Origin of the sequence: Prosthecobacter sp., from assembly GCF_049294395.1 — a bacterium.
Lineage (GTDB): Bacteria > Verrucomicrobiota > Verrucomicrobiia > Verrucomicrobiales > Verrucomicrobiaceae > Prosthecobacter.
The window spans coordinates 20,084-41,305 of record NZ_JBAQCR010000032.1 but is presented as its reverse complement, the minus strand read 5'-3'; the positions used below and the strand labels follow the sequence as shown (position 1 = coordinate 41,305).

Here is a 21,222-nt window from a genome sequence, read left to right as displayed (position 1 = left end):
AGCCTACACCTGGCTGCTTTCCAAGATCGCCGATGAACTCGGCATCACCGTCATCGCCCCCAGCTTCGGCATGGGAAATTGGGAAAAGCGCGGAGGCTACGAGGCCATCACACGCGCTATCGCCGATGCCGGAAAGCATGCAGCCGTAGACCCCGATCAGATCCACCTCATGGGCCTCTCCAATGGCGGCAAAGGCTTGTGTCTGGCCGAATCCACCAAAGGGCCGAAGTTCCGCTCCCTGATTTTCCTCTCCGCCGTGCTCCACAATCGCATCAAGCCGGCGGACCTCGCCGCACGTCTGCAACCCCGCCGCGTCCTGGTCCTCTCAGGCGGCAGCAACGAGCGCGTGCCCTGGGAGTATGTCTCCGGTTATGCGGAAAAGCTGAAGGCAGGCGGACTTGAGGTCACCTCAGGCCGCTTTGACGGTGAAGATCATTTCCTGTTTTTCCACCAGCGAGCCGAGGTCATCAATGTCATAGCCGCGTGGATTGCCGCCGAATCGACGGCACGCATTCCGCCATCACGTTGAATTCCCTCTGCCTCAACGCGGCCTGCCCTTCTCAACCACCGCGATCTGAGCCGCTTCAATGAGTTTCTGAAGTTGGGGATCCCCCGGCTGCACCTGTGCGGCAGCTTGATAATGATCAAGAGCCCGGTGTGGCAGGCCGGTTTGAAAATACACCAGCCCCAATGCCTTGTGCGCCTGCGGATCATTGGGCATGGCTCGCAGGATGTCCCGGAAGACGGCCACAGCTTCATCATACCTTCCCACCCCGGCGAGGCTGAGGCCCAGGGTGAATGCCACCGGCGGCTTGGTGGTGGCGGTTTTGTCGATGTTGATGAGCTGCATCGTGGTGTCGAGCGCCTCCTTCGGGCGGTTGAGCCTGAGCAGCGAGTTGGAAAGATTGAGCAGTCCGTTTTGAAAGCGCGGCTCGACTTTCAGCGCCTCGCGGAAGCACTGCACCGCCTTTTCATTCTTCCCGGCGTCGGAATAGGCCGCGCCCAGATTTCCCCAGGTGCGGTACTTGCCCGGACTCTTCGCCACGGTGTCCTCCCAGAGGCTTTCCCGCGTCCGCCAGACATTGTTGCGAAAGCAGGTTTTCCATGAAAGCGCCCCGACACACAGGAGGGTGAACACCGGGATCCCCACCCGCAGCATCCGTGCGCGAAGGCCGCTGCTGCTGCTGCGCAGCCAGTCCAGCAAGCATGCCACCAGAATAAAAATGCCAATCGATGGCAGGTAGGAACGATGCTCCGCCACGAAGTCCGGCAGGGGTGTCAGCGCCGAAGACACGGAGATCGTGATGAAAAACCATCCCACACAGGCAAAAACCAAAACAAACCGCACATCCCCCCGGAACCGGCGGAACAAGCCCCATGCTGTCAGCACCATCCCGCTCAGCACGGCCAGGGCCAGCAGCACCGGCCCCTGCAAGAGCGAGCCATAGAGCGGCCACTCAGGATCGAGATTCATCCCCTTGGGCCAGAACATCTGCCGCAGGTAATGGGTCATGACCGTCAGTTCGGTCACAAAGTAGTGCCAGTGACTCACCGGTTCATCCCGTGAATTGACGATGTTCATGGCGGCATCGAAACTAAAGCCGCCGTGCTGCGCCGCCGCCGTCATGAAAACCAGCACTGGAATGAGCGGCATGCATAGCAGCAGCGGAAGCCCCCTGAATGCAGCCGCCCGCAGCCGCGTGCCGAGCACCCGCCAGTCCAGCAGCACGGCCAGCAAAGGGATCATGAAGGCATCCTCCTTCGTCTGCATGGCCAGCAGCACCGCCACCACCGCGCCTCCACGTAGCAGCCACCTGCCCCACCGGGACTGCACCGAGCATGAGGCAAAATACAGACACAAACTCAGGAGCGAAAAAAGCACCACCAGCGAGGTAAAACGCTGAACGATGTACGTCACTGATTCCGTGGCCAGCGGATGGACCGCAAACAGCAGGGCCGCTGTCGCAGAAATAAACAGCACGGAACCTCGCTGCAAACTGGCGGCCAGCGTCGAACGACGGAGCAGCACCGTCACCAGCGCATAGAGCAGGATCGCATTCACTGCGTGAATCGCCACATTCGCCAGTCGGTACCAGTGCGGGTTGAATTCATCCAAACTGTAGTTCAGGCGAAAACTCGCATAGGCGACCGGGCGCATGACAGCATTGACGGCATAATCAGGGTCAGACCCAATTTTAAAGGGCCGTTTCACAAACTCGTTGAAGTCCTTCAAATGATCAAAGGTGTTTCCTCCACGAAAGAACGGATTGTCTATGAGATAGGTATGGTCGTCGAACGCCATGGGGAAATCGGCCGTCCAGACGTAAAGGCTGGCACATAGACCCATCAGCAAAGCCGCCATGGCTGCGTGGACCCAAAACCCGGAAGCAGGTGGTCTCTGCACTGGCTCTGAAAGACCTTTCTGAGATGCGACGTTGATCGCATCCAGAGATGCGGCGTTGATCACTTGAGTATTCGTGACGGCGCGAGTCACGGCTTTACCGCTGGGATGTTTGCTGCGTCTGTGTTTTGACATGGCTTTGATCAGGTGATTTTTAACTGATGAAAGTTTGCCCTGAACCGGCATTCACCAGCAAAAGACATGCCGTGTCGCGTTGACTGCCACGGAGGCTAAAGCAAATACCAAACCATAAGACCGCTCACGAAAGTTTGGTCATCCCCGAAACGAGCTGGCAGGCATTGAGAAACAATGTTAAAACCTCTCGCTGCGCCAGCATTGCAAAGGATTCAGCTTAGGAACGGCACAACCGCAAGGGGACAAGTGATGTCGGCCGCTCACACTCCATGGCGGAGCCCTGCGGGGCGTTTTCGAACGTCCGCTGTGGAATGACCAGCTCCCTCCGAGCATGCAGATGAACTCGCTCGCCCCCCCTTTTGTGCACCATCTTGAGAGTCAAGATTGGCACCTTATAATTAAACTCAACCCTAGGCTAACAGCCTACCTGAAACCAAAATTCGATACAATCTTCAGAGATTTTTTGAATTCTTTGACGAAAACCTTTATCTTGACTCAGGCTGGCGTAAAGCACAGCCCGGCCAACACACCTCCATTTCCTATCCATTGCGGAGAGGCAGTCGTACCTCAGCTTGGAATTTCGGGATTTAATCCAGCATGCTCGGTCTTGACTGGGTGCCAGTGAGCTCAGGCACCATGGTCGCGCACCCATTGTCCCGCACGCAAATACAGCTCGGCGGCACTGCGCAGCTGAAGCTTTTCTTTGATGCGCGCACGGTAAGTTTCGACCGTCGATTCACCCAGATTGAGGGTCTGGGCGATCTCGCGCGTGCTCTTGCCGCGGCCAAGCATTTGAAACACCTCCAGCTCGCGGTCCGCCAGCGTTTCCATCCCGGCCAGTTCCGAGTTGCTGCGCTTCTGCGTCATTCGCTCCAGCAGCTTGGCCGTCATCTGCCGGCTCGCATACACGTCCCCTTTCATGACACAGCGGATGGCCTCGATCACTTCCGTGGAGGCTTCGTTTTTGGTGATGTAGCCCTTGGCTCCGGCACGCAGGGCGCGCTCGGCGTACAGCTCCTCATCATGCATCGAAAGCACCAGCACATTGATGTCCAGCCCCTGCGCCTTGATGTCCTTGAGCAGTTCCAGGCCGCTGGAGCCATGCAGGGTGATGTCCACAATGGCGATGTCGGGCTTGGTCTCCAGGATCAGCCGCATGGCATCTCGAATGTTGTCTGCTTCACCGCAGATGGACATGCCCAGGTCACGGTCGATCAGCTGTCCCAGATGTTCGCGGAACATGGGATGGTCTTCGACAAGGAGCACCTTGCAGCTGTTCGCTGATTTCAATTCAGTTTTCTTCATGGTCATAGAGATGTTTGAGTTGTTTGAGATCTTTCAGCTGCACACGGCAGCACACCATGGTTCCACCTTGGCTTCGCGGCTCCACGGCCAGCACAGCCCGCAGCGCCTGCGCACGGTAGTGCATCGTCCGCAGCCCCATTCCATCGCTGCGCGCGCGTGAGGACTGGGGCATGCCTTTGCCATTGTCTTCCACCCGCAGTTCCAGCATTTCGTCCTCGAGCTTCATCGCCACCTGAATCTCCGTCGCACCACTGTGCTTGACCGCGTTCGCCACAGCTTCCTGGGCGATGCGGTAGAGATGCATCGAAACCTCCGGGGCATCCAGCGGCACATCCACGCAGTCGTTGACCACGATCGGAATGCCCGTGAGACGACTCATCATTTTCCCCAGATCCGCCAGCGCCGCCGCCAGCCCGCTGCGGTCCACATGCACCGGAAAGATGCCACGTGCGAGATTGCGCGCCTCCATCACCACCTGCTGCAGCGATCCCTCGATCAAGCTGGCGTCATGCGCAGCTTGAATGCCCTGCGCCTGCAGGTCCTCCGCCAGCACCCGCGCCGCACAGCCGATCGCCGCCAGCTGCTGGCAGATCCCGTCATGCAGATCCTGGCCGATGCGCTGCTGCTCATGTTCGCTCACACTGACGATGTCTTTTTCAAGCTGCCGCCGTTCCTCCAGCATCTGGATCCGCGCCTCGTCAGCCTCCTGTTTGTTGCGCAGCGCAGTCACGGCAAATACCACCACGCACAGATAGACCAGCCGGTTGACCAGAGCCCAGGCATAGCCCAGCTGGGTCTCATAAGGATTCGTGTTCATGTTTGCCAGCCACCACACCACGCCTGACAGCACCGCAATGAACAGCCCCGCCCTGGTTCCCGCCCACCACACCGCCAGAAAAATCGGGATGCCGTAAAAGACAAACAACGTCAATTCAAAACCGGTGATGTAGTCCAGCCAGCCGATGCCCAGCGTGACTATCATCATCACCGCAATCGTGAGCCAGACGGACTGGTTGCGCATCGCATTCGTGGTGCCGCCCCACCAGCGCGACAGCCTCGTCTCCATGACCGGCTCACACGCCGCTATGATGGTGCTGGCATTCATGGCTTCGTTTTCCATCCTTTCACCATATTCGTAAACTCACGATAATCACGAATGTAATCCTCCGCCTCATACGGGCGCGAAGCCAGCACCATCAGCACCGAATCCGCTGAATGCAGATGCTCCTGCGCCCACACCATGGGCGGCACCAGCACGCCAAAGGTGGGACGATTCAGGCAGAACTCCTCGCGGTTTTCTCCATCATCCACACTGAGGTGGCACTCGCCATGCACACAGACGAGGAACTGCTCGCACAAACGGTGGGCGTGCTCTCCGCGCGTGCTCAGCGAAGGGATGCCGTAGGTGAGAAAGATGCGCTGCGTGTCAAAGGGCAGGTCATGGCTGAATTCCAGCGCCGTGAGATTGCCCCGCACATGGTCCACCACATGGCGCATCTCAAACAGACGCACACCGCGCACGGAGCAGTTTTCAATGGTGGTTTCGTGGATCATGCGGACGGTGGTTTCACGTGGATTGTTAAAGTACGCACAAGGCTTTGCGGCTTGCCGGAAACGGTCAGAAACGCACGCCCGACATACTCGCCTATGATTCCTAGCATCAGCAACTGCGCACCACTGAAAACGGCCAGCGCCCCCATCAGCGACCCCCAGCCCAGCTGCCGCGGCCCCACAAAAACGGTTTCGAGCACCACAACCGCCAGAATTACCCCCCCCAGCGCACATAGCAGCACCCCCAGCACACTGGCGATGCGCAGCGGCATGACGCTGAAATCAAACAGCAGACTCAGCGCCAGCCGGATCAGCTTGCGCAGTGTGTAACCGCTCCGCCCCTCCTGACGCTCCACATGCTCCACCTCCAGCGTCGCGATGCGGTTGGTCGCGCCCAGGATCAATCCATCCACATAAGGATAAGGACCGCGATACGCCACGATCCTCCCCACCAGCTCATGACGCAGCGCCCGAAAGCTTGAGAGGTAAAGATCCTGCGGCTTGCCTAGCAGAAACGTGGCGCAGCAGTTCGCCAGCCAGCTGGCCACATTGCGTGCCCAGTGATGCTTCTTTTTCGCATAGCGCGAATAGACCACCTCGGCGCATGACTCGCGCAGGTGACGCACCAGTTTGACCGCTTCACTGGGGGGATTTTGCAGGTCATCATCCAGGTTCACCACGAAGTCCCCGCTGGCATGGCGGTAGCCTTCCAGCACGGCGGCATGCTCGCCAAAATTGCGCGCCAGCTCCACCACTCTCACGGCCGCAGGAAAATCCACCACCGCCTGCCGGGCCGCCATCGCGGTGCCATCCGTGCTGCCGTCGTCCACCAGCACCAGTTCCCAGGTTTCCGGCAGCGACAAGGCGCGGAAAGCGTCCAGCAACGGGCGCAGGCCCTCGCCTGTGTTGTAAAGCGGCACCACAAAGCTCAGTTCTGGAGCCGTCTCAGTTGATTCCATGCGGCAGCCCTCCGGTTGATCGTTTCGTTTTCCGCGCGACCGCAAAGACGGAGGAGCCAAACGGCACGCGCAGTTCCCGGCACAGTCCGGCGTCCAGTTTGCCCACGCCTGCCAGCAGCGAGTTCATCCAGCGCGGCGTGAGCTTCAGATCCGACTCACCCGCAGCCGCCGGCTCTTTTTTCAGGCGGCTCAGGTGCCTCCACGCCAGCAGCGGCAAAAACAGCCAGGCATTCCAGTAATGGATTGTTTCCACCGTAAAGCTCGCATGCTCCAGCAGCGCCCGCACTTGGCATGCACCATAGCGCCTGGCACCGCTGACCGCCACATCGTGGGATCCCCGCAGACCTTCAAACGCAGGCAGGTTCAGCACCAGCAGGCCACCCGGACGCAGCACACGGCCCATTTCCTCCAGTGCCCGCTTTTCGATCACCCCGGAATGATACAGCACATCCAGGCTGAGCACGGCATCAAAGGCTGCATCCGCATGCGGGAGCGCCTCCACCGAACCCAGCAGCACCGTGCTCAGACCTCGCTGCTGACAGTGCCGTACCGCCTCTTCCGCAGCATCCACGCCCGCCACATTCAGATCACAAATCCGTCCCTGTAAAAACCCCAGCATCCCCCCCGTGCCGCATCCGGCATCCAGCAGCCGGCCACGTGGCGGAAGTCGCCCTGCCAGGGCATGCAGCACCTGGCTGCGCAGCACCGCATACCACCAGTGGCGGTCCTCCACCGCCCGCATGAGATCGTACTCAGGTGCCCTCATGTTCAAACCTTTCCATGGCTTTCAAGACGGCGCCCACAGCATCCTCGGACAAGTAAGGATGCATGGGCAGTGACAGCACCGCAGCAGCAGCCCGGTCAGACTCCAGCAGTAGCTCGTTGGCACTGCCAAAAGCACGCTGCCGGTGCAGCGGCACGGGATAAAGCGCCGCCACAGGAATCCCGGCTCGTTGCAGGTGCAGCATCAGCGCATCCCGCCGTTCAGACCGCACCACGTACTGGTGGTAGGCATGCTCACACCCGCCCCGCACCATCGGTGCAGTCACCACACGGCTGCCCACCAGCCGGGCATCGTATTCCGCCGCCAGCCTTCTCCTTTGCAGAATGCTCTCATCCAAAGCACCCAGTTTCACCCGCAGCACCGCCGCCTGCAGTTCATCCAGCCGGCTGTTCACCCCGGCTTGCTCGCTGACGTAGCGCTCCTTCCAGCCGTACTGCCGGATCACGCGCAAACGCTCCGCCAGTTCGGTGTCATTCGTCGCCACCGCACCGGCATCTCCCAGAGCCGCAAGATTCTTCGTCGGGTAAAAGCTGAACGCCGCCACTTTGCCCAGCGTTCCGACCGGCCGCCCGTGCCACATCGCACCGTGCGCCTGCGCACAGTCCTCCAGCAGCTCAATGCCACGCTCATCCGCCACACGTTGCAGACTTTCCCAGTCGGCCGGATGTCCGTACAAATGCACCACCACCGCCGCCTTCACTCCACGCCCACGGGGTGAAGTGAGCAGCGCATCCAAAGCTTCAGGACAAAGCGTGAACGTGCCCGGCACAATGTCGACAAACTCAGGTGCCGCCCCGCTGCGCGCCACCCCCGACGCCACCGCTGAGGGGGCAAAGGATGGCACCGCCACCTTGCTCCCGGCTCCGATCCCCAGCGCTCGCAAAATCAGCTCAATCGCATCCGTCCCGCTTGCCACGCCCACGACCTGGCTGAGCCCCAAATAAGTCGCAAATTCAGTTTCAAACGCATCCACCTCGGCGCCCAAAATATAGCTTCCACTCGCACAAACACGCTGCATCGCCCGGGTCAGGGCCACCTCATGTCGGCGCTGATCTGCCTGCGGATACGGCAAGGACCAGTGGTTGATTGAACTTGGCATGCCCTCACCTTCATCCATGACAAATTTGTCGCAAATAACGCCACACATAGCGGTAAGCGCCACATGATGTAAAGCACTGATTTAGAGAAGCCCGCCCGCCTTCACGTCCAGTGAATCATCTGCGCCGCCCCGAACTCTGATTTAGCTCGGTGTCCTGACACTTGTTTTCCATCGCGACGAAATCAGCAACAAAAGCCGCCATTCACATGCTCAGCAGGAGCTTCCCCCCTTCTGCTAGACGTCTTAAATAGCAGCACGTGTGCACAAAATGCCGAGGGGCAACCGAGCCATCCCCCGCTCTCAAACAACCGCCGTTTCCTCATTCGGTCTGCCAGCTCCTCCTGTCATCAACACATGATGATAAGCCAGCACTTCTGATGAAAGATTTTGTGACCATTCCCTTTTGGCCGGAGCCTCTTTTTCAAGGCAGGTGAAGGGGATGATAAAACCCTCATTTTGGAACGCTGTTGCAGCGGCTTTGACATTTTTCTGCCTGACAGCCAGCCATGCTGTCGGCGCGACTTATCTGAGCACAGGCTCAGGTGCCTGGAACGCAAGCGGCACTTGGCAGAGCAATGCCAACCCCAAGACCGCCACCACGGACAGCGTGACGATCCAGTCAGGAAACACCGTCAACTATGCAGGATCCAATGTGGGAACAACCTTGTCCGCAGGCGGCAGCACAAACGACTTCAGCGTGGCCAACGGCAACATGGTCACCATCGACGGTGGCTATCTCACTCAGACCACCGGCGGCTGGGTCCGCATTGGCAACAAAAGCGCCGGCACCTTGGATATTAAAAGCGGCGGGGTTTACCTCAACGGCCCGCTGCAGGTCGGCACCGAAACAGCCGACGGCGCAGGCGTGATCAACGTTGGCGATGGCGTGGGCGCTGCTGGCACTGCGCTGCTGATTTTGAATACCTTGATCGATGGCACCACCGCCACCAGCACCAATGTGGAGGTCAATCTAGGCAACACCGCCGGCTCTTACGGCATCATCAACATTCAGTCAGACGGCCTCATGGAGGGAGACACGACCGGGCCCATCCGCATCGGCAGATATGGTGCCGCCACCGGGCCCACCACCCAGAGCGCCCTCAATGTGTATGCAGGTGGCCAGCTCAAAGTGCATGATGCCTTGGAGGTCGGTTCCCTTGCCGGCTCCATCGGACTGCTGAACCTGAGCGGCACAGGTGCCAAGGTGACGCGGGAGATCGGCCAGTTCACCGTGGGCTACACGGGCAAAGGTACGGTCATCGTGGAAAATGGCGCCACATTCGAGAGCCTCAACGGCACCAGAGCTGACATCTTCTTCGCAAGAAACGCGGGCAGCGAGGGCACGCTCATCATTCGTGACAACGGCACATTCATCCGCAACACCGGGGGCTCAGTAGGCGATTTTAATCTCGGCTATGTCGGCACCGGCACGATGACCGTGCAAAGTGGCGGCCAGTTTACCAACAACTCCAGCAACTTTGACTGGATCGGCACCAAGAACGGCAGCAACGGCTCCGCTTACATCAATACCGGCGGCGTTTACTACTCCAAGAGTGCCTCCGTCGTCGTGGGCAGCGAGGCAGGCGCAACGGGGCTCCTCCAGGTGAATGGTGGTCAGTTCACCATGGCAGGCGGCACCCTGCAGATCGGCCTCGTAGGAAAAGGAACCCTCCAGCAAATTTCAGGCACCACCAGTGTGGTCAAAATCGTCATGTCCGGCAAAGGCGGCGAGTCATACTTCGACATGCAGCTTGGCACCCTGTCCACCAGCAGCACCTTCTACATCGGTGGAGACACGACGGATACGGGCACAGGCACTGCCAAAGCCACTCAAAGCGGCGGCACCGTCAACGTCGGCGGCACGATGTCCGTCGGTGCATCCACCACTCACAAAGGCAGCTACGCCATGACGGGTGGCACGCTCAATTTCACCGCTGCCGCCGCCGATGTCACCGTGGGAGAACGCGGCAACGGCAGCATGGTCATCGGTGCGGGTTCCACCTTCAGCGTGCAGCAGACCACCGGACAGTTCTATGTGGGCCGCGAGAATGGCTCCACCGGATCGCTCATGGTGGACGGCACCATGACAAAGACCGGCACCACCGCCATCCGCGTGGGTCAGGGTAATGCAAGTGGCGTGAACAACACCACCGGCTCAGGCTTGATCGGTGGCACAGGAACCATCACCGCTGCCGCAGGCATCATCGTCGGCAACAACGGCACGATCACCGGCGGCACAACGACCAGCGTGGGTGCCTTGAACATTCAGGGAGATCTCAGCCTGATCTCCAGCGTAGGCTCCAGCACGCACAGCACTCTCTTCGTCAATTTCGACAGCTCCACCACCCTGCAGGCAGACCGCCTCACCATCACGGGCAATTTCAGTCTGGGAAATGCCACCATCGCCGGCACCTGGACCGCAGGCAGCGCCACGGGCGTGGACAGCCGCTATTGGATCGTGGTCAATTCAGGTGGCAACGCCATCCAGGGAGATGCCAGCTTTGCCAACATGACCCTGACTTCCACCAACGACTGGGCCGCGATTTACACGGGCATGGGCGCAGATGGTTTTGTGACCATCGACGGCCAGGACTTCGCCATGTTCTACAGTGCCAACTTCTCCACCGGCGCCCTCACAGGCGGGCACGACCTCATGCTCTCCGCCATGGCCCCGGAACCGTCTCGCGCCCTGCTCTCCCTGCTCGGCCTCTCTTCCCTGCTGCTCAAGCGCCGCCGCACGAGGCTTTTGTAGCCTTACTGGCTCATCACGTCGCCCGGGCACAAAGCTGATCCCCTCTCCCCATCGATAGTAGGGCAACGCCCAAGACGTACTTGGGGGAACCGTAGCGCAGCGAAGATAGACGAAGTCAAAGGTAAGGGTGAGGGGTCATATCACGCCTTCGAAGGACGCCCGTCGTCTCCTCACAGCAGCCCGCCCGCCTTCACATCCAGATACTTGTTCGCCAGCGCCACCGGCAGCATCTGCGCCGACTCATCCACCGTCAGCACCCGGCGCGCACGCAGCGACTCCAGCAGCTGCCGGCGCTCGCCAAAGTAATGCGTCAGCGCTCCGTATTGCAGTGCGTCATGCAGATGGTCGATGGAAGCCGCAGCACGCTGTTCCAGCTCCTGCTCACGCAAGGTCGCCGTCAGCACCAGATGCCGCTTCTGCATCGCACCGACAGCCGCCGCCAGCGTGGCTCCATCCTCGCTGCGCAAATTGGTCAGCATGATCACCAAAGCCCGTCGCTTCTGCAGCGTCATCACGCGCTCCGCCGCTTCGATGAAGTCGCTGGGCTCGCTGCTGGCCTCGTAATTATACAGATGGTTGAGCAGCTTCGGCATGCTGTGCGTACCCTTGACCGGCGGCAGCCAGCGCTGCACCCCGCCAAAGCCCACCACCCCCACTTCATCCCCCTGCCGCAGTGCAATGAAAGCAATGAGCAGCATCGCATTCAGGCAGTGGTCAAACTGGCTCAGTCCCCCGTCCAGCGCACGCATGCGCCGCCCACAATCCGGCACCAGCAGGATCGTCTGGTTGCGCGTCTCCTCGTAGTCACGGCTCACCAGCATGGAGCGGCGCGACGTCGCCTTCCAGTCGATGCGTGAAAGCACATCGCCATCTTGATAGTCGCGCAGCTGGTGGAAATCCAGCGAGGCACCCATGCGCTTCCGCTTGATGATGCCCATCTGCTCCACGCGGTTCGCCATCGCCAGCAGGGCAAAGCGCACCACCGGCTCATAGTTTGGATAGGCGCGCGTCTGGCTCTCGCCCGCGATGAAGTGCAGCCTCCGCCACAGGCCAAAGGCCGAATCCACCAGCACATGCGCCGCTGTGAACGCATGCTGCCCCCGGCGCACAAAGCGCGCCTCATACGAGATCGCCGCAAACTCACCCGATGGGATGCTCACACGATGCGGCAGCCCTTCCGCCTCCGCCGCCGTCGGAATGCCGTCAAACACCTCCAGCCTCAGCGTGCGCCGGGTCGCATGCGTCACCGTCAGCGTCACCGCAGATCCCACCCCCAGCGCAAAACGTCCCGGCAGCGAGCGCTGGCCGGTAATGCGCCCGCGCCGCGGCAGCGTGCAGGCATCCACCACCAGCGCCAGCAGCAGCAATCCGCCCCCGATCTGCCACAGCACGGTGAATCTCTCCCAAACACACGCCACCACCGCCAGGACGAACCAGGCGATGAGAAGTCGGAGCAGCAGAGCGGTGGGGCGCATGAAATCAGACGCGGGGCGCTTCGATGGTCTTGAGCAGCGAATTGAGCATGTCATCCACGCTCTGGCCGCTGATCGCGATTTCCGGTGCCAGTTGCACGCGATGCCTCAGCACCGGCAGCACCGCGCGTTTCACATCCGCCGGCGTGATGAAGCTGCGGCCTTCCAGCAGCGCGTACGATTTCGCAACACGCACGAGGCTGATCGCGCCGCGCGTTCCCGCACCGAGTGAAATGGCGCTGTGCTGGCGCGTGGCCCGCACGATTTTCACCGCATAGTCCACCACCTGCTCCACCGCCTGCACCGCAGCTGCTTCGTCTTGCGCGGCCAGAATGTCCTGCGGCGTGCACACCTGCGGCACCTCCGCCGTGGAGAGCCCCCCGCCCGACGCGCGCGATGAAACCGCCTTCACGATCCACGTCTCATTCGCCACATCCGGGTAGTCGATCAGCACCTTGAGCAGAAAGCGGTCGAGCTGCGCCTCCGGCAGCGGATACGTTCCTTCCTGTTCGATGGGATTCTGCGTCGCAAAGGTCATGAACGGCGGCGCCAGCGCGTGGCTCTCGCCATCAATCGTCACCTGCGTTTCCTGCATCACCTCCAGCAGCGATGACTGCGTCTTGGCCGGCGCACGGTTGATCTCATCCGCCAGCAGCAGATTGGCAAACACCGGACCGCGCCGCACCCGAAACGTGCTGCTGCTCATGTCAAACAGCGTGTGCCCGCAGACGTCAGAGGGCATCAGATCCGGCGTGAACTGAATGCGGCGGAAGGTACCGCCAAAGGTATGGGACAGCGCCAGCACCAGATGCGTTTTGCCCAGTCCCGGCTTCCCTTCCAGCAGCACGTGCCCCCCGGCCAGCAGGGCCGCCAGCACCTGATACAGCACCTCCTCCTGCCCCACAAACACCTGGCTCACCGCCGCATGGATCTTCCGAAAAATCTCCGTGCTCCTCGACATGGAAGGCGGCGCATAACCACCGGACGGCGGCGGCACGTATAGACTGGAGACGTCAGGTTCAGGAAGGATCGGATTCATGGAGGTATGGGTGATGGTTTATTTAAAGAGCACGGCGGATGGTCTGAAGATCGCGCATGAGAATCACAAATTGGTGGGCGCTGTTCGGCGGCGTCACGTCGAACGCATCGGTCACACGCTTGACCGGCAGCCCGCTGCGGCGGGAGATCTCCAGGGCGAGCGCGTCGTTCATCTGCCAGCTGCCGTCATCCAGTGATCGCAGCCGCTCTCGCACACGCTCCCACACCGCATCTCGTGCCGAATTCACCAGCAGCGCCACGCGCCGCATGCGCCAGAAAAACTCCCCCAGCGCACCAATGTGGCTGGCAAAATGGCGGGTCGAATCCAGCTCCACCTCCGCCAGCGGCCCAAAGCGCGGCATCTGCTGCCAGAGCCAGAAGCCCAGACATATCGCCAGCGTGACAACTGCCATCCAGCCATGCTGCCACAGCAGTCCAAAAAAACTACCCGTGGAGGCCGCGACAAACAGCACCTCCTTGGAGCCGTGCTCCCCGACGAGCGCGGACAGCCAGCGCGCGTGATCGTGGTCTCCGAGCCAGTGATTGCGGAATGGGCGTGCATGAGCCAGCAGCGTGACCATGCCCATCCCATGCCTCAAATGCAGCGCCAGCGCATCGTCCTTGGGCCCGGCGGAAAACTCACCCGGCAGAAGCCTGCGTTTAAGGTTCAGGCTCTGGTAGCCACCGAGATCAAGCTGGTAGGTCCTGCCATTCCATGAAACCTCCTGACGTGACACCTCATTCGCTTTTTCCTTCCAGGCCTTTTCCACTTCCCCATCCTTGGCGCTCTCCTGCTCGCCCGCCTTGCTTTTCAGCAGGTCCTTGACCTCCTCCATCGGGAAGCGCTTCTGCACCCCGACGCCAAGCTGCTCCATCACCGGATCTTTCTGCTCTTCCAACAGCATGGCGGAGATGAATTCGCCAAACTGCGTTTCAAAATCGTTGTACGGACGAGTGCCATCAAGGAAGTAAATGAGGTGCCCGCCGCTATAGGTCCAGCGCAGCAGCTGTTTCGCCCGCCCTTCCGGCAGCCCCCCTTCGCCGGAGACAAACATCACCGCATCATGCGGCGGCATTTTCCCCAGCGACTTCTCCGCACGGGCCTTGTGCCCCAGTTCATTGAGCAGGCGTTCCGCCGCCAGGAAAGGATTCACCCGCGCCTTGCCTTTGTAGCCCGTGACTCTCTCCACTTCCTCCCAATGACCGCCGCCGCCATCCCCGCAGGCACAGAGAGCCAACACGCCTGCCAGCATCAGCAATCCACGAATGAAATGCCTCATCACGCCGCGCCTCCTTTCTCCACAAACGGCCACCGGTCGCACAGCGCCCCCATTTCAGCGTCTGACACCGGCATCACCGCATAGGCCACCTGCACCCACGCGCCTGTCAGCTGGCGGAAGTAGTCGGCCTCCGTTTGATCTCCGGCCTGCAGCACCTGCACCAGGCAGTCCTCCTCCGTGTCACTGTCCGTGATCGGCACCCGGCGGCGGATCACCAGCCACGAGAGCGAGCCCCGATACAGCAGACTCAGCGCCTCCTTGAAGTCACCCGCAGCCCATGCCGCACGCGCTGCCGTCACGATGTCCTCCGGCAGGCTCTCGCGCGTGATGTTCATCCCCATGAGCACCTTCGGCGCCCGCACCGGCGCCTTGCTCGCACCACGTGAACTGAACAAATGGCGGTTCTTCACCAGATAAAGGATCAGCCAGCTCACCACCCCAATCACCAGCATCCAAAACAACAGCTGGAACAAGCCAGCGAAAAAATCCATCCCCTGTGCCTTGGCCCTGCCCTCAAGCCCGTCTTGGCTCGTTTCCTTGTTTTTATCCTTCACCCATTCCGGTGTTTTAAGCCTGTGAATTTCAAAGTCAGGATCTTGCAGCACCTCCCGTGCGACGATCGCCGGATCCTTCTCACCAGCCGCCTGCACACCAGACTGAGCACCACCAATCATCAGCACGGCCATGATCACTGCCGCAGTCGCGGAAGTCAGCCGCGCGGCCAGGCGGCGAAACGCCAACTCCACATCCCAGCCTTCAATGCGTGTGCGGCAGTTCAAATACAGCGCAAAACCCGCCCCCACATAGAAGGGCTCCAGCAGCGTGACGATGACCATGTGACAGACCGCCCCCCACCAGAGAAAAGCATCCGGAATCGTGCTCTCGAAATCAAAGGCTTGAAACAGCCCTTCCCAGTCCGGCTGCGCGGATTCCGGCAGCAGGCCATACGTCCCCCACATCAGCCCAAGCCAGGCAGCGAGTTCGATGTTGGAAAACGCCAGCGTCATCGAAAGCCCCGAGCTTCCCCCATCCATCGCCAGAGTCTTGATGCGCCTCTTCACCGCCGCACCACGCAGCCCCTCCAGCATCTGCGCCGGCAGCGCAAAGCTGCGGATCATGGACAGCCGCCGCCACAGCAGCGCAGGCAGAAAATTCGTGAGCCAAAGCCGCGGCCACTGCTTCCAGGTTTCAAGAAAGGTGGGCCGCTCGCCAAAGGCGGCACGGCTCAGAAAGAACAGCGGCACACGATCATACAGCGGCTTCAGCCACCACACGACCAGCGGAATCAGCGCAGGCGATTCACGCAGCAGCACCCCCACCAGCACCCACAGCGGCACTACCGTGCATACCCACAGAAGGAGGATGCGGCCAAAGTCACGCCTCACCATGGCGCAGCCCAGGTCCACAGCCTCCCACGGCTGGCGCGGCCGCAGCGTCACGGTGATGTCCTCAAGCTTCATCCGTCTGCCTCCTTCCGCTGAGCAGGAGAAACGCAGCCACCAGCAGCCAGCACATGCCTCCGGCGGTGAATTTAATCACGAGCGGCAGATCCATCGGCGACCAGAATCCTTCAATCACTGCCGCAATACTCGTCATCACCGCCGCACCCACCAGCAAAGGCAGCGCCTTGCGCCCTGCCAGCACCAGCGCCGTACGCCGCTCCATTCTGCCGGGGCGCAGCACCGACCAGCCCACGCGCATGCCGGCCATCGCCGAAATCACCGCGCCCGTCATCTCTGGCGCACCATGCGCGACCACCCATGAATACAGCGTCAGCGGATTGCCCGAATAATGCACATATCCAGCCGCCGCACCGAAGAAGAGCGAATTAAACAGCAGGACAAACAACGCACCCACACCACCCAAAATGCCACCTGCAAAGATCTTGAAGTCGATGCTGACATTGTTCCAAATGTAGTGACAAAACGCCGCAAAGCCTGAGCCGAAGCTTTCACGCACAAAATCAGACGGCTTGCTCGCCTCCCCATACATGCTTTCGATTTGCACCATGGTGTCCGGCCCCAGAAATGACATCGCCCATTCAGGATGTGACGGCGTGATGACGGCGATCAGCACCGCTGGCAGATAAAACAAAGCCGTGCACCACCAGAACAGCTTCCACTCCGCACGCACCGCCTGCGGAAACTCCACCACCAGCAGCCGCGCAAACGCCTCCCATCCCCCGGAGCTGTGGCGCTCCAGCACTCGGTAACTGCGGATCGCCAGCGCATTGAGGTGCTGCGTCAGGCGCTGCGGGCTCATGCGGTGCTGCGCCACGCTCAGATCATGGCACACCTGCCGGAAAGTGGCGGGCAGTTCCTCCACCGCATCCGAAGGGTGTGGCTTCTCCGCTTCTTTCAGCAGCGTCTCCAGCTTCTGCCAGCGCGGCTCGATCTGCTTTTCAAACTGGGCCGGTGTCATGCGCGAAACATGGCTGCTCCTTTCAGCGGTGGCGGACTGCCGCTTTTGTCTTCCGGAGCCTGCAGCCACAGCGCCATGCCGCACAGCCGGCGCAGTCCTTCCACTCCGGTCGCCTCGGTCAGCGGTTGCACCAGCGTGGCCAGTTCGATCCGGCGCTCATCCGCCCACAGCGGCGCACGCTCCAGAAACTGCAGCAGCGCCGCCTGCTCCTCCCGCGTCAGCACCTGCGATGGAGCACGCCTTTCCGCACGGATTTCCACATGCGGCGCGATTGACTGCGGCACCTCCGCATAGGTCACCACGGTGTTGGCCACCAGGTCACCCAGACGCTGAAACCGCTTCGTAAACAGCATGCACACGACACCCGTGAGATACAGCCCCGGCATGAAATCCACCACACGCAGGAAATTCCTCATCACCGCCTGCGCCACAGACACCGGCCCGCCGGTCACGCTCATCACCCGCAGTTTCATGGATCGCTGTCCCGGCGTCGCACCCTTTGCACCCGCCTCAAAAAACACGTTGTAAAACCACTCCATGAAAAACGCAAACAGCAGGGACAGTCCGCGTGTCATGTCCTCGCCAATCAGTCCTAGCAGCAGCCAGTGCGCACAGATCGCCATCACGATGTCGATGCCGATGCGGATGATGAGGTCGATCAAATAGGCCATGCTGCGCACCGCCGGCCCCGCCACGCGCAGTTGAATCTCCACGCCGTCCGCGAGTTCGACTGTTTGCAAGGTGTCCGCGCGTGCCTCTGCCATGAGCCATCAATGAAGCGGTTCCGTTTGGTTTTGACAACCCGCGAATTATTTTCGTAGAATTTGTAAACGCCGGGTATTGTTCCAGCGCTCATACTTCCACCTTTCGCCCGCCATGGAATCCCCCCTTTCAAATCCCTACTCCTCCCCAGTCGCCAATCTCTTTGGTTCCGCCACCAACAGCGCGGCAGAGGCTGTCTCCCCCAGCACGATCGCCCAGCTCGCTGGCACCAAGCCATGGGTGCGGTTCATGTCCGTGATCTTCTGGCTCGCAGGCCTGTTTCTGGTGCTCCTGAGCGGCTTCTACGCCTTGCTCGCCGCCTCCGGCACGTTCAACAACGATTTCAAAAGCAATCCTGCAATCGCGGGCAATCCCGTGTTCGCAAACAATCCCGCGTTCCTTGCTGGCATTCTGATTGGCACATCGGTCTACCTGGGTGTGTTTGCCTTCCTCACCATCTACCCCGCTCTGAAACTTTGGAAGTACGCCAACAGCATCGGCAAACTGATGGCCTCACGCTCCATTGCGGATCTCGATGCTGCTCTGACCGAGCAGCGCCGCTACTGGAAGTTTCACGGCATCATGACCCTCATTGGCATCTGCATGGTCCTCATCGGCATCATCGCCTTTTTCGCTTTGATCTTTACCGCCATCAGTTCCGGCATGAAATTCCCGCGCTGATCTCAGCCCATCAGCGCCACGGCGATCGGATCCACCAGCGGCTTGCCCACCCGCGTGAGCCGCACATGGCCTGCATCATAGCTCAGCAGCCCCTGCTCACGCAGCGTCTCGAGCATTTTGCGTGACTCGGCATGAACCAATTCAAGCGGCAGTCCACGCGCGGTGCGCAGCTCCAGGCCAAAGCGCTCCGTCCGGCGCTGTTCCGGCGTGAGTTCCTCCACATCCACCGCCGTTTCTTCACCAGCCAGCGTCATCGCCATGTAGCGCGGCGTGTCCTTCACATTGTTCCAGCGCCTCCCGCCCACCGTCGAAAACGCCCCGGGCCCGATGCCGAGATAATCCTCCCCCAGCCAGTAGGCCTCGTTGTGCACGGATCGATGCCCCGGCTTCGCGTAGTTTGAAATCTCGTAGTGCTCAAACCCGCCGCCCTCCAGCGTGTCGATCGCCAGATTGAAAAACTCCGCATCACGCCCTTCGTCCTCGCGGTACTCCCCTGCTTTGAGCCGGCGGAAAAAATCCGTGTCCTCCTCGTAGTTGAGGTTGTAGGCCGAAATGTGGTCCGGCTGCAGCGAGATCGAATGCTCCAGCGTCTTGCGCCAGGTTTCCACACTCTGCCCGGGAATCGAAAACATCAGATCCAGGTTCAAGCTCGGAAACCCCGCCTCTTTCAGCACCTGCCAGGTCGCTTCTGCATCCGCCCGGGCATGGTCTCGCCCCAGCGTTTTCAGCGTCTCATCGTCCCAGGCCTGAATCCCCAGGCTCACCCGCGTCACCTGCATCTCGCGCATGATCGCTGCTTTTGAGGCCGTCACCGTGCGCGGATTCGCCTCCATCGTGAATTCCACCACCTCGGACATGTCCACCCGCTCCTGCAGCCCGCGCAGCAGCCGCTCCAGATGCACATCACTCAGCATCGTCGGTGTGCCACCGCCGAAAAAAATCGTCTGCGGCCGCAGCGGCTGCTTTTCCGCCTCCCTCAGCAGCGCATCCACAAACGCCGTCATGTCCGTCCCGCCCGGCGTGTGCTTGTGAAAGCTGCAGTACGGGCAGATGCGGTGGCAGAAAGGAATATGGACGTAGAGATGCTTCACTGGCTGGAATCTAGATGCTGGGGACTGGATGCCAGATGCTAGCAGAGAAAGCTTGCTCCGACATCCAGCATCCAGCATCTAGGATCTAAAATCCAGCATCCAGAACCATGTCCGACGAAACACATCACGAACGCGAACTCGGCGGCCAGCTGCTGGCCGCAGTCTCCCGTTCGTTCTACCTCACGCTCAAAGCGCTGCCCAAGGAGCTGCGCGAGCCCATTTCCCTCGCCTACCTGCTCGCACGCACTGCAGACACCATCGCCGACACCGCCATCGTCAGCGCCTCCGTGCGGCTCGACTGCCTCGAACGCTATCGAGAACTGGTGCGCGGCACCGGCGAAGCCCAGGGCCTGGCAAGCACTCTCACCACCCAGTTCCGCACCAAGCAGAGCGACGCCGCCGAGCGCCGCCTCATGGAAAAATTCGCCGACGGCATCGCCTGGCTGCGCACCATGCAGCCCGCCCCCCTCGCCACCATCCAGAGCGTCCTGGAGCACATCATCGACGGCCAGATGCTCGACATCCGCCGCTTTCCCGCCGATGGCCGCCTGCGCAGCCTCGCCAGCGCCGAAGAGCTCGACCAGTACGCCTGGCTCGTTGCCGGATGCGTCGGCGAATTCTGGACCCAGCTCTGCGCCACCGAACTCCCCGGCTCGCTCGATCCCACCGTCACCACCGCCCAAATGCAGGAATGGGGCGCACGCATGGGCAAAGGCCTGCAGCTCATCAACATCCTCCGCGACATCGGCGAAGACACCCGCGACGGCCGCTGCTACCTCCCCTGCCAGCCCGAAGACATCCAAACCGAGTGGAGCCTCTGGCTGCAAACCTGCACCGAGCATCTCGAATGCGGCCTGCTCTACGTCCAGCACGTCACCCATGGCAAGCTCCGCTACGCCACCGCCCTGCCCCTGCTCCTCGGCATCCAAACCGTCGCCAAAATGCGCTCCTCCCCCTGGGACAAAGTCCAGCAAGGCATCAAAATCTCCCGCCTCGACGTCGCCAGCATCCTCGCCCAGGCCGCCATCGCCTGCCGCAGCGCCACCGCCATGGAAAAGCTCTACCGCAAGCTCGCGCAGGGTTGATCTGATTTAATTCGGGATGCAGCTGCAGGGCCAGCGGTCACTGCCGTGGTATGCCTGGTAGCTGGACGTCCTTGATGATCAGCTTTTTGTTGAGCGTGACTGTCAGGCGGTCGCCCTTCCTGACGATGTGGAACGTGCTCCTTTCTCCAATCGGTTTGTCAGCCTTCACCTTGGGAGTCACCCCGGCATGAACTTTGGCGTAAAGCTGTCCGTGTTGGAATAAACACGTTCCTGTCGCATGTCGCCAGCAAGCTATCTAGCCGTCTCGCTTCATCGAGGACGACGGCCTCGGAGGCGCGCCGATGGCAGTCCTCGGCTCCGGGCCTGAGCCCCCGCTTTACTGCGCCCCCAAGCCTATCCTTATAGTATTTAGAGGGGAATGAATTAAGGATTGAAATGGCTTGGT

The 21,222-nt window shown here is 60.8% G+C and carries 18 protein-coding genes; 4 read left to right on the top strand and 14 right to left on the bottom strand.

Annotation, left to right across the window (positions count from 1 at the left end; all coding sequences use genetic code 11):
• A partial coding sequence (locus WAW39_RS02205; protein WP_422315318.1) for an alpha/beta hydrolase occupies positions 1-529 on the top strand: 529 nt, incomplete at its 5' end.
• 12 nt (positions 530-541) lie between these two features.
• Here the strand turns inward: WAW39_RS02205 and WAW39_RS02200 are convergent.
• The 7 genes from WAW39_RS02200 to WAW39_RS02170 form a co-directional block, all read right to left on the bottom strand.
• A complete protein-coding gene (locus WAW39_RS02200; RefSeq protein ID WP_422315316.1) occupies positions 542-2,536 on the bottom strand; it encodes a tetratricopeptide repeat protein in 1,995 nt (664 codons plus the stop codon).
• 627 nt (positions 2,537-3,163) lie between these two features.
• Positions 3,164-3,841 (bottom strand): response regulator transcription factor, encoded by a 678-nt coding sequence (locus tag WAW39_RS02195; RefSeq protein ID WP_422315314.1) that lies wholly within the window; start codon positions 3,839-3,841, stop codon positions 3,164-3,166.
• A complete protein-coding gene (locus WAW39_RS02190; protein ID WP_422315312.1) occupies positions 3,828-4,946 on the bottom strand; it encodes a sensor histidine kinase in 1,119 nt (372 codons plus the stop codon). Before WAW39_RS02190 ends, WAW39_RS02195 begins: the two co-directional genes overlap by 14 nt.
• Positions 4,943-5,395, bottom strand: a complete 453-nt coding sequence (locus tag WAW39_RS02185) for a sugar 3,4-ketoisomerase (RefSeq protein ID WP_422315310.1) — start codon at positions 5,393-5,395, stop codon at positions 4,943-4,945. The genes WAW39_RS02190 and WAW39_RS02185 overlap by 4 nt, the downstream gene beginning before the upstream one ends.
• Positions 5,392-6,351, bottom strand: coding sequence for a glycosyltransferase family 2 protein (locus WAW39_RS02180; protein ID WP_422315308.1), 960 nt, complete (start codon positions 6,349-6,351; stop codon positions 5,392-5,394). The genes WAW39_RS02185 and WAW39_RS02180 overlap by 4 nt, the downstream gene beginning before the upstream one ends.
• The gene (locus WAW39_RS02175) at positions 6,338-7,117 is read right to left on the bottom strand and encodes a class I SAM-dependent methyltransferase (RefSeq protein ID WP_422315306.1); all 780 of its coding nucleotides are present in this window, start codon (positions 7,115-7,117) and stop codon (positions 6,338-6,340) included. Before WAW39_RS02175 ends, WAW39_RS02180 begins: the two co-directional genes overlap by 14 nt.
• Positions 7,104-8,234 carry a DegT/DnrJ/EryC1/StrS family aminotransferase gene (locus WAW39_RS02170; protein ID WP_422315304.1) on the bottom strand — a complete coding sequence of 377 codons (1,131 nt, stop codon included), beginning with the start codon at positions 8,232-8,234 and terminating at the stop codon, positions 7,104-7,106. Before WAW39_RS02170 ends, WAW39_RS02175 begins: the two co-directional genes overlap by 14 nt.
• 439 nt (positions 8,235-8,673) lie before the next feature.
• Here WAW39_RS02170 and WAW39_RS02165 point away from each other — a divergent pair, with 439 nt between their 5' ends.
• On the top strand, positions 8,674-10,986 hold the full coding sequence (locus WAW39_RS02165; RefSeq protein ID WP_422315302.1) for a beta strand repeat-containing protein: 2,313 nt from the start codon (positions 8,674-8,676) through the stop codon (positions 10,984-10,986).
• Between the two features lie 170 nt (positions 10,987-11,156).
• Here WAW39_RS02165 and WAW39_RS02160 read toward each other — a convergent pair whose 3' ends face one another.
• The 6 genes from WAW39_RS02160 to WAW39_RS02135 form a co-directional block, all read right to left on the bottom strand.
• Positions 11,157-12,461: a DUF58 domain-containing protein gene (locus tag WAW39_RS02160; protein ID WP_422315300.1), complete on the bottom strand. Its 1,305-nt coding sequence runs from the start codon at positions 12,459-12,461 to the stop codon at positions 11,157-11,159.
• Between the two features lie 4 nt (positions 12,462-12,465).
• Positions 12,466-13,419 (bottom strand): AAA family ATPase, encoded by a 954-nt coding sequence (locus tag WAW39_RS02155; RefSeq protein ID WP_422315320.1) that lies wholly within the window; start codon positions 13,417-13,419, stop codon positions 12,466-12,468.
• A 100-nt stretch (positions 13,420-13,519) separates the two neighbouring features.
• Complete coding sequence (locus WAW39_RS02150; protein WP_422315298.1) at positions 13,520-14,776, bottom strand: DUF4350 domain-containing protein; 1,257 nt, start codon at positions 14,774-14,776, stop codon at positions 13,520-13,522.
• Positions 14,776-16,236 carry a DUF4129 domain-containing protein gene (locus tag WAW39_RS02145; protein WP_422315296.1) on the bottom strand — a complete coding sequence of 487 codons (1,461 nt, stop codon included), beginning with the start codon at positions 16,234-16,236 and terminating at the stop codon, positions 14,776-14,778. The genes WAW39_RS02150 and WAW39_RS02145 overlap by 1 nt, the downstream gene beginning before the upstream one ends.
• Entirely contained in the window at positions 16,226-17,197 is a 972-nt protein-coding gene (locus tag WAW39_RS02140; RefSeq protein WP_422315294.1) for a stage II sporulation protein M, read from the bottom strand. The genes WAW39_RS02145 and WAW39_RS02140 overlap by 11 nt, the downstream gene beginning before the upstream one ends.
• Complete coding sequence (locus WAW39_RS02135) at positions 17,194-17,961, bottom strand: RDD family protein (protein ID WP_422315292.1); 768 nt, start codon at positions 17,959-17,961, stop codon at positions 17,194-17,196. Before WAW39_RS02135 ends, WAW39_RS02140 begins: the two co-directional genes overlap by 4 nt.
• A gap of 112 nt (positions 17,962-18,073) precedes the next feature.
• On the opposite strand from WAW39_RS02135, the gene WAW39_RS02130 reads away from it, so the two are divergent.
• The gene (locus tag WAW39_RS02130) at positions 18,074-18,640 is read left to right on the top strand and encodes a DUF5362 family protein (protein ID WP_422315290.1); all 567 of its coding nucleotides are present in this window, start codon (positions 18,074-18,076) and stop codon (positions 18,638-18,640) included.
• Positions 18,641-18,642: 2 nt separating this feature from the next.
• Here the strand turns inward: WAW39_RS02130 and hemW are convergent, their stop codons facing one another.
• On the bottom strand, positions 18,643-19,731 hold the full coding sequence (hemW, locus tag WAW39_RS02125; RefSeq protein ID WP_422315288.1) for a radical SAM family heme chaperone HemW: 1,089 nt from the start codon (positions 19,729-19,731) through the stop codon (positions 18,643-18,645).
• A gap of 107 nt (positions 19,732-19,838) precedes the next feature.
• Between hemW and WAW39_RS02120 the strand changes: the two genes are divergently transcribed.
• On the top strand, positions 19,839-20,816 hold the full coding sequence (locus tag WAW39_RS02120; RefSeq protein WP_422315286.1) for a squalene/phytoene synthase family protein: 978 nt from the start codon (positions 19,839-19,841) through the stop codon (positions 20,814-20,816).
• Positions 20,817-21,222: the final 406 nt, after the last annotated feature.

Bases quoted from the DNA above. Each gene is read 5' to 3' on its own strand.
- WAW39_RS02200 (WP_422315316.1), bottom strand. From the start codon at position 2,536: ATGTCAAAACACAGACGCAGCAAACATCCCAGCGGTAAAGCCGTGACT.
- WAW39_RS02195 (WP_422315314.1), bottom strand. From the start codon at position 3,841: ATGAAGAAAACTGAATTGAAATCAGCGAACAGCTGCAAGGTGCTCCTT.
- WAW39_RS02190 (WP_422315312.1), bottom strand. From the start codon at position 4,946: ATGAATGCCAGCACCATCATAGCGGCGTGTGAGCCGGTCATGGAGACG.
- WAW39_RS02185 (WP_422315310.1), bottom strand. From the start codon at position 5,395: ATGATCCACGAAACCACCATTGAAAACTGCTCCGTGCGCGGTGTGCGT.
- WAW39_RS02180 (WP_422315308.1), bottom strand. From the start codon at position 6,351: ATGGAATCAACTGAGACGGCTCCAGAACTGAGCTTTGTGGTGCCGCTT.
- WAW39_RS02175 (WP_422315306.1), bottom strand. From the start codon at position 7,117: ATGAGGGCACCTGAGTACGATCTCATGCGGGCGGTGGAGGACCGCCAC.
- WAW39_RS02170 (WP_422315304.1), bottom strand. From the start codon at position 8,234: ATGCCAAGTTCAATCAACCACTGGTCCTTGCCGTATCCGCAGGCAGAT.
- WAW39_RS02165 (WP_422315302.1), top strand. From the start codon at position 8,674: ATGATAAAACCCTCATTTTGGAACGCTGTTGCAGCGGCTTTGACATTT.
- WAW39_RS02160 (WP_422315300.1), bottom strand. From the start codon at position 12,461: ATGCGCCCCACCGCTCTGCTGCTCCGACTTCTCATCGCCTGGTTCGTC.
- WAW39_RS02155 (WP_422315320.1), bottom strand. From the start codon at position 13,419: ATGTCGAGGAGCACGGAGATTTTTCGGAAGATCCATGCGGCGGTGAGC.
- WAW39_RS02150 (WP_422315298.1), bottom strand. From the start codon at position 14,776: ATGAGGCATTTCATTCGTGGATTGCTGATGCTGGCAGGCGTGTTGGCT.
- WAW39_RS02145 (WP_422315296.1), bottom strand. From the start codon at position 16,236: ATGAAGCTTGAGGACATCACCGTGACGCTGCGGCCGCGCCAGCCGTGG.
- WAW39_RS02140 (WP_422315294.1), bottom strand. From the start codon at position 17,197: ATGACACCGGCCCAGTTTGAAAAGCAGATCGAGCCGCGCTGGCAGAAG.
- WAW39_RS02135 (WP_422315292.1), bottom strand. From the start codon at position 17,961: ATGGCAGAGGCACGCGCGGACACCTTGCAAACAGTCGAACTCGCGGAC.
- WAW39_RS02130 (WP_422315290.1), top strand. From the start codon at position 18,074: ATGGAATCCCCCCTTTCAAATCCCTACTCCTCCCCAGTCGCCAATCTC.
- WAW39_RS02120 (WP_422315286.1), top strand. From the start codon at position 19,839: ATGTCCGACGAAACACATCACGAACGCGAACTCGGCGGCCAGCTGCTG.